The 8815-nt window shown below is 38.7% G+C and carries 9 protein-coding genes; 3 read left to right on the plus strand and 6 right to left on the minus strand.

Going from position 1 to position 8815, the window contains the following annotated elements:
* The 3 genes from AB1414_10695 to AB1414_10705 form a co-directional block, all read right to left on the minus strand.
* Positions 1–1120, minus strand: a 1120-nt coding sequence (locus tag AB1414_10695) for a sigma-54 dependent transcriptional regulator (protein ID MEW6607898.1), incomplete at its 3' end; no start/stop codon positions are given.
* A gap of 5 nt (positions 1121–1125) precedes the next feature.
* Positions 1126–1257 carry an ATP-binding protein gene (locus tag AB1414_10700; GenBank protein ID MEW6607899.1) on the minus strand — a complete coding sequence of 44 codons (132 nt, stop codon included), beginning with the start codon at positions 1255–1257 and terminating at the stop codon, positions 1126–1128.
* Positions 1209–2519 (minus strand): histidine kinase dimerization/phospho-acceptor domain-containing protein, encoded by a 1311-nt coding sequence (locus AB1414_10705; protein MEW6607900.1) that lies wholly within the window; start codon positions 2517–2519, stop codon positions 1209–1211. Before AB1414_10705 ends, AB1414_10700 begins: the two co-directional genes overlap by 49 nt.
* An 816-nt stretch (positions 2520–3335) precedes the next feature.
* On the opposite strand from AB1414_10705, the gene AB1414_10710 reads away from it, so the two are divergent.
* The 3 genes from AB1414_10710 to AB1414_10720 all read left to right on the plus strand — a co-directional run bounded on the left by AB1414_10710 (position 3336) and on the right by AB1414_10720 (position 5286).
* Positions 3336–3842, plus strand: coding sequence for a hypothetical protein (locus AB1414_10710; GenBank protein ID MEW6607901.1), 507 nt, complete (start codon positions 3336–3338; stop codon positions 3840–3842).
* Positions 3843–3973: 131 nt separating this feature from the next.
* Positions 3974–4240, plus strand: coding sequence for a hypothetical protein (locus AB1414_10715; protein MEW6607902.1), 267 nt, complete (start codon positions 3974–3976; stop codon positions 4238–4240).
* A 2-nt stretch (positions 4241–4242) separates the two neighbouring features.
* The gene (locus AB1414_10720; protein ID MEW6607903.1) at positions 4243–5286 is read left to right on the plus strand and encodes a sulfite exporter TauE/SafE family protein; all 1044 of its coding nucleotides are present in this window, start codon (positions 4243–4245) and stop codon (positions 5284–5286) included.
* Positions 5287–5390: 104 nt separating this feature from the next.
* Here AB1414_10720 and AB1414_10725 read toward each other — a convergent pair whose 3' ends face one another.
* The 3 genes from AB1414_10725 to AB1414_10735 form a co-directional block, all read right to left on the minus strand.
* A complete protein-coding gene (locus tag AB1414_10725; GenBank protein MEW6607904.1) occupies positions 5391–6656 on the minus strand; it encodes a glycosyltransferase family 9 protein in 1266 nt (421 codons plus the stop codon).
* 277 nt (positions 6657–6933) lie between these two features.
* The gene (locus tag AB1414_10730; protein ID MEW6607905.1) at positions 6934–7959 is read right to left on the minus strand and encodes a radical SAM protein; all 1026 of its coding nucleotides are present in this window, start codon (positions 7957–7959) and stop codon (positions 6934–6936) included.
* 309 nt (positions 7960–8268) lie between these two features.
* On the minus strand, positions 8269–8815 hold a 547-nt coding region (locus AB1414_10735; GenBank protein MEW6607906.1), incomplete at its 5' end, for a class I SAM-dependent methyltransferase.

Consider the following 8815-nt stretch of genomic DNA (forward strand, 5'->3'; position numbering starts at 1 on the left):
TGGCAAGGGCAACCCCTCGCTCAATGATGTTTTCCAGTTCCCGAATATTCCCAGGGAAGTCATACTCTCTTAATAAGGCAAGCACATCTTCGGATATTCCACTTATCTCCTTCTTCATTAAGAGAGAGTATTTTTTCAGAAAGTAATAGCTTAAAAGCACAAGGTCATCCTTCCTTTCTGAAAGCGGAGGTAGATGAAAGGAAAGGACATTTAAGCGATAATACAGGTCCTGCCTGAATTGCCCATCTTTTATGGATTTCTGGATGTTTCTATTGGTAGCCGCAATAAATCGGACATCCACCTTTATTGGCTTTGTAGAGCCAAGTCTTAAGACATCCTTTTCCTGAATAACCCTCAATAGTTTTACCTGCATAGAGGGAAGCATCTCGGTTATCTCGTCTAAGAATAGCGTTCCGCCGGATGCCATTTCAATCAGCCCCTTCTTCATCGCTTGAGCATCTGTAAATGCACCCTTCTCATAACCAAACAACTCACTATTGAGGAGGTTTTCTGGGAAGGCACCACAGTTTATGGCAAAAAATGGTCCATTTGCGCGAAGGCTGTTAAAGTGGATATACTTAGCTAATAATTCCTTGCCTGTTCCTGTTTCACCGCTTATCAATACATTGGAGTCGGTTGGAGCGATCTGTTTGGCGGTGTTAAGTAGTCTTTGCATTGCTGGATCCTGGGTGATTATTTTAACCCTGCCCTGGAGGTTCTCCACCTGCTCCCGCAGTAACTTATTCTCCTTTTTAAGATTGACCTTTTCTATCGCTTCCTTGACTACCTGTCTAACCTCGTCTAATTTGAATGGTTTGGCAATATAATAAAAGGCGCCCTGCTTCATTACTTCAACTGCTGAGTCTAAGGTAGCGTAGCCGGTTATCATAATTACCTCTGTCTCTGGATAGAGTTCCTTGCATCTTTTTAGGATTTGTTTCCCATCCACCTTCTCCATTCGCAGGTCGGTTAGCACAATCTCAAACTGCTTTTCTTCAAGTAGATTAAGGGCATTCTGCCCGCTTTGAGTAACAGTAACCTCATAGCCCTCCTTTCGCATAACATGCTCAAGGTTTTGCAAGGCGATCTTTTCATCATCAACGATTAATATACTGCTCATAACAATTACTCCTGTAAGGGCAGTCTGATTAAGAATGTTGTTCCTTTGCCTTGTTCACTGCTGACAGCAATAGAACCATCATGCTCTTTTATAATCTCATAGACAATAAATAGCCCCAGGCCAGTCCCCTTACCCACATCCTTAGTAGTAAAGAAGGGTCGAATATCTTCTTGAGTGTATCCGGGGAGATACCTAAGCCAGTATCACTTATCTCGATATTAACTCTATCACCTTCAACGGATTTTTGTGCCTTTATGGATATATCTCCTTTATCCGGGATGGATTCGATAGCATTCTTTATCAGGTTCAAGAATGCCTGCTGAATCCTCTGTTTATCCACAAGAATAACTATATCATCTGGAATATGAAGGTCTATTTCTACCCTTGTGGGTATCTGTCCTTTGACAAATCTGATGGTCTCTTCAAACAACCCCTTAAGGGATAATGATTCCTTTTTAAACTCACTATCTCTTGAGAACTCAAGTAAAGACCTGACAATATTCCTGGCTCTATCGGTCTGCTCTTCTATCTGGCTAATCAATTTTTTCTGATAGCTTATATCTGCCTCTTCAATCTCTTCTTTTAGTATCTCGCTGGAGGTGGAAATATTTGATAACGGATTATTTAATTCATGGGCAATACCGGAAAGGAGTGTCCCCAGCGAGGCAAGTCTTTCTGATTGAACAAGATGAGACTGCCTCACTTCCAATTCTTTAAGCATCTTGTTAACGGCTTGAGCTAACGAGACAACCTCCAGGTCATTTGATTTGAGCTCTATCCTTTCAAACCTGCCAGCAGAGAGCTCCTTTGTACTCTTCTCCAGCAATTTCAATGGCCTGACAACAAGCCTGGAGAGTATTTGGCCGATGATAATCCCTGTTAGGGAAAGGGCAACAATAGAAAGGATGAGGAACCATCTGGCATAGTAGAGAATAGCCTGAAGGCTCATCCTTTCAGTCTTTAAGATACCTTCAGCCATTATAACTATCCTTTTGCCGCTTTCTCTTATTTCACTCTCCCCTTCGTCTCTTTTGCCTCTAACATAATCAGCCATCAGTTGCTTGTATCTCCTTAGCTCATCCCTTATCTCTCTTATCTCCTGAAGGCTGGCAATGGTTTCAAATCCTTTGATGTTGGTTTCCAATAATTTCTCGGCTTTGACAACATACTCTTGATTCTGATGGTAGTCTATCCCTTGTTGGTAGAGGAAGTAGTTCTTTTCAAATCTTCTTATCTCAAGGATAGTTTCAAAGAAGTCAGAGGTTATCTCGCCAAATATTACCTTCTTTTCTATAAATTGCAGTTGAATGAAGGCAAATATAGAGAGCCCAATAAGTATAATCAGGATGGCGTAATATCCATAGGTTATCTTTTTTCTGATACTTTGTTGTTTGAACATAGGTTATATGTAATCGCTTATAGAAAAACTGTTCCGAACGAGAGCACAGGAGGTTAGTTTCCAACGACAAACTCTATGTCTATTCTTCGGGGACAGTGATTGTAAGCATTCAGCCATCAGCGGTCAGCAGTCAGTAATCAGCAAAATAGGTTGAGGGCTGAAGTTTTGAATGCTGTTTTTCCTTGTAACCGTTCAGGGATATAGCCACAGAGTCACAGAGGGAATATATAACCACAAATGAATACGAATAATAAAAAGCAGGAAAGCGAACCTAAAGGTTCCCACTACACTTATCGAATGTCACAGGTTAATTCGTGTCTATTTGTGGCTAATTTTCCTAATTCTCTGTGAACTCTGTGCCTCTGTGGCTGAACGCTTACAAAAGTGCTTTATGTCCTAACGCAATTGACAACTTCGGAACAGATGATATTTTACAGGTTACCAATCTGCCCATTCTTAATTATATACCCTTGTGAGGCTATTGTCAAGCATTCTTTTCAGAACTTTCCCATCATTTTAGAAAAGGAAATAGATTAAGAGCAAGAGCAAAGTCTATTAAAAAGAAAAGAAGTAAGGGAGGGAGAGATGTTTCTTTAGAACAAAAAAACTGTTGCAATTTAAAACACCACCTCCTTATCTGTATCACTTTAAATCCCCCTTACGGATTCAGGGTTGGCAAAGGCAAGGTTAAAGTCTGCTGCATTGTGCAACAATTCCGCCTTTTCCAGGATTTTGATTACTCATAGCCCGACAATGACTTACGAAATACCTTCTATTTGGCATAAATCTTGCTTATCATCTTAATAGGTGATTAAGATGAAAATGTTTTTCAGGAAATTCGAAACGATGATGTCAGCGATTACCTTTGCTGAAGAGGGCGAATTTGAAACCGCTAAGGAGATGCTAAAAGAAGACAGACGGGTTTTGTTGGCTATCAGAGAAGGGAGGATAGACCAAAAGGTGCTAACATACGCTTTGAATACCTGTCAGAGGATTGGGGCAAGCCTCGATATACTGTATGTATCAAGCAGGGATACTGTCGCTTCAAGCATTAATGACCTCTGTAGCCATCTCAAAGAAGCAGGGATAAACTACAACCTGGTGAAAAAAAGCGGGGATTTCAAACAAGAGGTAATAGACTGGACGAATCTTAATCAGGATGTTGTTTTTGTAGTCATAGGAGATAATCTCGATTTTGAGAGTAAGGATAAATGGCTTCCAGAGTCCTGGGATAAGATTAGATGTCCAGTGGTAGTGGCGAATGAAATTAAGGAGAAACGCTCATGCCCACAGGGAGTGGGCACAAAGGAGGATGAAAATTAATAGGACGCAGATTTACAGGATTAACAGGATTTTAAAGAAAAACCACTAAAGCACTAAAAACATTAAAAAATTAATTTTAATCCTGTTCATCTGCGAAAATCTGCGTCCCATTTTACATTTTCAGGAGAACTATGGGTAACTATGTCAAGAAAAAGCCATATAGGAAGATGATATGGATGGGTATTCTTTCCATTGGACTTTATACTGCTTTGCTTATGAAACAAGATATTATTAACGATTATTTTACAAGGGGTGGAATCTATGCCTTACTGCCGATAATCACAGCGTTTCTTTTCTCCTTTGTTCATGGCTCATTCACAGGTAATTTCTGGACGGTGATGGGTATAGAGGCGGTTAAAAAAGAAACGAAAAAAAGTGAAGATGAGGGGGAAGATTGATTATGCATGAGGTAGTTAATTTTATTAATCTTGATTTAATAAACATCTTCTATCTATTTAGTCTGGGTTTTGTAGGGGGGCTGGTAAGTGGGTTTATAGGCTCTGGCGGGGCATTTGTGCTAACACCAGGGATGATGAGTCTAGGGGTGCCTGGTCTGGTATCTGTAGCCAGTAATATGTGTCATAAATTTCCCAAAGCACTTGTTGGGGCTATCAAGCGAGCAAGGTATGGTCAGGTAGATGTTAAACTTGGTCTGATTATGGGTATATCTGCTGAAGCAGGTGTGCTTTACGGTGCTAATATTCAAGAAGGTATTAAAAAAACATTTGGGGAGGCAGGTTCAAATCTTTACATCAGCATAGTCTTTATTGTAATCCTTGGAATTGTAGGCACATTTGTGCTTCTGGATGCATTAGCGACTTACAAAGATAATAGTATCCATCAAGAAGAAAGGTTAACTAAACTTGCCCGTTGGGTGCAATCCATACATATCCCCGGAACAATGATTTACTTTGAGAGTTTAAAGGCACGGGTGTCATTCCTTTTTACCATCCCTCTTGGTTTTGCCACCGGTATGCTTGCCGCTACTATTGCTGTGGGTGGTTTTATTGGTGTTCCGTCAATGATTTATATCCTTGGTGCACCGAGTCTTATGGCTTCTGCTACAGAGCTGGTGATAGCCTTTGTCATGGGAGTGGGTGGCAGTCTTAAATATGCCTTACATGGAATGGTCGATATTAGACTGGCAATGATAATTCTTGGCGGCTCACTTTTTGGCATTCATCTGGGTGCTATTGGCACAACTTATGTTAAGCCTTTTATGATTAAAGTCGTGATGGGGGTGATAATGGTCACTGTCCTTTTTAGCCGCAGTTTGATGATACCAGTTTATCTTTCTCAACTGGGAATCATTCAAAATCTGAGTGAAACCACTATCAAATGGCTAACTAACATCAGTTTTGCCATTATGGCATTAGCCTTGCTTTTAGGTGCCTTTATTATTCTCAAGGCACTCTGGCAGGGATTGACAGCAGAAAAACGATAGTAACTATTCACCGCAGAGACGCAGAGGAACAGAGAAATAAACCAGATAACAGAAAAGATTATTGAGGCAATCATTGTCCTGCATAGAACATCAAAACCAAATTGTTAATCAATCATGAGATGTCTGTCCCCAAAAGATTGCACTGATGAAAATCCGTGATGGAATGAAGTGTGTGGTAAATAGTTTTTATTTTTTTCTCTGCGTCGTCCCCCTTTTTTCATTATAGTTTCTACGGCGTTTAGTACCTGCTCAACGCTGATTTGTGACATACAAACATTTTCTTTGCAGTTATAGAAATGCCCAATTTTATTGCATCCTCGACATTGGACATTACTTTGAATGACAATTGATTCTTTTAGATATGGCCGCCATAATTCTACTACTCCTGGACCGAATAAAGCAATTAGTGGAGTTTTCACGGCACAAGCAAGATGCATTGGCCCACTATCATGTCCAATAAATAAATCGCTTCTGGCAATGATTGAGGTTAATTGATAAAGTGTCGTCTTTCCTATTATTGAGATAATATCTTTAGACCGGGAATTAACTAAAGATAATATTCTATTACCTCTTTCAATATCATTAGAGGCACCTGTCAGAATGATTTTAGTCCCTTTTTTTAAAAGTTCACTAATTAACCCGGCAAATTTTTCCACTGACCACAATCTTTCTTTTTGTCTTGCACCAATATGAATAGTAATAAGGGGAATGGTATCGTCTTTAAATTCTTTTAACAGTTGTGTGGCAAATTTATCGTCTTCTTGAGAAGGGAAAATCTTCAGGTCTTTATCTTTTAAAGGTATATTTAGTTCGGATAAAAACTTATCATAAAACTCCTTCATATAAATATTATGATTAAACGGAATGCCTTTTGTATAAAGTCTGCCCGAACCATCCCGATTAAACCATAACCGCTGGACACCAACCGCATTAAATCCAACCCTTTTTGGTGCTCGACTCAAACGGCAAAGCCAGGCAGTCCAATATGTGCCTGATAAATCAATGGCTAAAGCAAAATTAGTCTGGCGTAATTGGTTAATAAGTTTAATCTTGCCTGATAAACTTCTATCCTGATAAACGATAACCTCATCAAGGTAAGGGCATTTAGTTGTTAATTCTTTTATTTGCGGATGAACCACGGCAATAATTTTTTTATTCTGGAAATATTCTCTTATCGCAGATTGCATCGTAGAACATAATACGAAATTGCCTATTCCATAGATTTGAATGAATAAGATATTATCTGCAGGAATTATAGGGTGAGGTTTTATCTTATCTATAAAAATATATATAAGTCCAGTTATCAAAATAACAAAAAGTTCTACTTCTAACCTTAATATCTTTAAAAACCGTTTAATTTTAATGGTCATCTTTATATTAGTTTTGTGAGGTAACTATTCAGCCACAGATGGACACGGATGAAACACTGAAAATTCGTAAATCGTGTCCGTTTTCCGTGTCCGTAATCAGGTTGAAGGCTGAAGGGTTCTTCTGAAAATCGGGACTCGGGACTCGGGGTTCGGGACTTGAGAAGGCTGGTAGCCGCAAGCTTCAGCCTGATTTCACCTGAACCATCAAACCCATTTTCATCCCCCTTTGTGCCCACTCCCTGTGGGCATGAGCGTTTCTCCTTCTAACTTTTATTTTCTATCCTTCTTGATTCTCTGCCACTTCTTTCACTGACTTTATTATTCTTACACCTGTAGTCTCAGCAGAAAATATCCACCAACTACCACAATTCTTACAAAGAGGGATATTATTATATTTTGCCTCAAGGTGCATCTGGCGTAACTGGTGAAATTTTGCCCCCTGCCATAGTTCTTCAATTGTATTTTTAGTTACATTCCCCATCAAGCACTTACCATGAAAATCTTTACAGCATACAGGCACATCCCCATTCCAATAAATTACCATTTGCTGCCACAAATACTGACAGGGCTTCCGATTGTTTTCTGGAAAAGAAACTCTTCTATCCTCTACCTGTCCAGCCAGAGTATCATAATCTCTAATCTGAATGTAATCAGTATCATTTAAAAAATGCCTCCACATATCAATAAAACTCTCTATCTCGGTGACATTATCTTTCATCCTTATGAAAGAGATAACTGCCTGAGGACTTTGATTTCCTATCTCTTTTTTTAATTGGAGAAATCTCCTCACATTGGTAGTAACCAGAGCAAAATCTCCTCCTTCTCGTAGTTTCTGATATGTTTTTTGGGTAGCCGCATCCACTGAGAATACTATTACATCCAATCCAGAAGAGATTATTTGTTTGGAAATTCCTTCATCAAGAAGCATACAATTAGTCCCAACACACACCCTTTCTATTCCCATAGTCTTAGCATACTGAATCATCTCTATTAGCTGCGGATGGAGTAAAGGTTCTCCATCGCCTGTGAGATAAAGGGAAGAAACATATTGGTGAGAGATTTCATCTACGAGCCTTTTATACAAACCAAACTCCATATTTCCAATCTTTCTTTGTAACCGCGGTCGACAACACATAAGACACTTAAGATTACACAAATTGGTAATCTCAATAGATATTTGAAAGGGAAAAGGAAGAACCTTCTGGAGTTTCTCTCTTACTTCTTTTTCATTAACCCCTTGAGAGTCCCACCATATCTTCTTAATTTCTCTGATATAATCCCATACTTTCTGGTCTCTTTCCAAAGTCAAAATCTCCTTCCTATTTAAATTTTGTCAGTGTCTTTGAAAGATAATATATCACAAATTTGTAAGCGTTCAGGTGGTGTAACAAAAGGAGATGTGGAGATTAAGGAGATAGGGAGATATTATTAAAAAAATTGAAATTAATAGAAACTAATAGAAATTTATGGAAATTTGTTGTTTTCCACAATCAATTTCTACCTATTTCTATAAATTTCAATCTATTTCTATTATCTTATCTCCATATCACTCTTATCTCCTTATCCCCTTTCTTACACTTTTGATATATAGCCTGAACGGTTACCTAAAGTTTTATAATTTTTGGGCAGTAATTATCCAGCGAGAGTCTTTCTTAGATAAATCCAGCCCCATTAATCTTTCCCGACATTCAAAGTCGGTAATTTCAAAATTCACCAGTAATTCTTTTATCTCATTCAGGCTAAAGAAATGTTGCGGTAGGTTTCCTTCGACATCGCCTGGAAGAAGGAATGTTTTTTCTTCGATTTCCTCTCCTTTACCACATTCTGTATCACGGTCTGAACGAAGTGCTAAAAATAGTATTCCTTTTTGCGTCAGGACTCTTTCAATCTCTTGTATTCCTTTTTTTGCCTCTTTAATTAAGATATGGTCTAAAGTTCCCAGACAAATAACCACATCAAAATATTCTGAAGGATATGGTATTTGGGTTAGTGTATTTTTTTTTAGTTCTGCGGTTAGACCTTCCTGGTTTAACCAATTTTGTGTAATCTGGAGTGATTTTTGTGAAATGTCTATTCCATAGACATTAAAGCCTTTTTTGGCTAAATAGATGAGGTGTCTTCCATTACCACAGCCTAAATCTAAGATGCGGTTCACTTTT

Source organism: bacterium (assembly GCA_040755795.1).
In the GTDB taxonomy this organism is placed as follows: Bacteria; UBA9089; CG2-30-40-21; order CG2-30-40-21; family SBAY01; genus JBFLXS01.